General features: G+C 61.9%; 1 protein-coding gene. It reads left to right on the top strand.

Features of this window, described 5'->3' with window-relative positions; all coding sequences use genetic code 11:
- Positions 1-320: 320 nt before the first annotated feature.
- On the top strand, positions 321-626 hold the full coding sequence (locus HM984_RS18090) for a type II toxin-antitoxin system VapB family antitoxin (protein ID WP_075840416.1): 306 nt from the start codon (positions 321-323) through the stop codon (positions 624-626).
- The last annotated feature ends 7 nt before the right edge of the window (positions 627-633 follow it).

Genomic DNA, 633 nt, shown 5'->3' with positions numbered 1-633 from the left:
GCGATGTAGCCCTCGGCTTCGAGTACTGCCATGTCGTTTCGGACCGTGGCACTGGATACGCCGAGATTGTGTCGCTCGACCAGCACGCGGGAGCCGACCGGTTCCTGAGTAGAGACGTAGTCCGCAACGATCGCGCGCAAAATCTCGAATCGTCTGTCTTCGGTGCTAGACAACTTCCGTCCCCTCCGATCCTCCGCTGCGGGCAGCTACGACGCCGCCACTATCGATCCATCGCTCGAGTCTAGTAGCCGCCGCACGATCACCGCCGAAAGGCCTTACTGTGGTCCGGTGGCCAACTCGACTTCGACGACGTACGACACATGATCTTCAAGGGTGTCAGGGACGGAAAGCCGTATCCGGATCACGGGCTCTCACTTCGAGACTGGGCCAGGATCCCGCCGCGTCAACTGCGTCTGGACGAGATCGTGACGACGACCAAGGTGCTCGAACTCGACCGGCTGCTCTCCGAGGATTCGACGTTCTACGGCGACCTGTTTCCGCATGCCGTGCACTACCGCGGAGTGGTTTATCTCGAGGACGGTCTGCACCGAGCCGTGCGGGCAGCGCTCCGGAGTCGGACTGTTCTGCATGCCCGCGTGTTCGATTACGACCTCCTCGGCGCCTGATCCCCTC

The organism is Winogradskyella pacifica (genome assembly GCF_013403915.1).
Lineage (GTDB): Bacteria > Bacteroidota > Bacteroidia > Flavobacteriales > Flavobacteriaceae > Winogradskyella > Winogradskyella pacifica.
Note: the sequence above shows the minus strand (reverse complement) of the source record. Positions and strands in the feature narration are given on the sequence as shown.

Excerpts from the sequence above, each read along its gene's own strand:
- HM984_RS18090 (WP_075840416.1), top strand. The coding sequence starts at position 321 with ATGATCTTCAAGGGTGTCAGGGACGGAAAGCCGTATCCGGATCACGGG.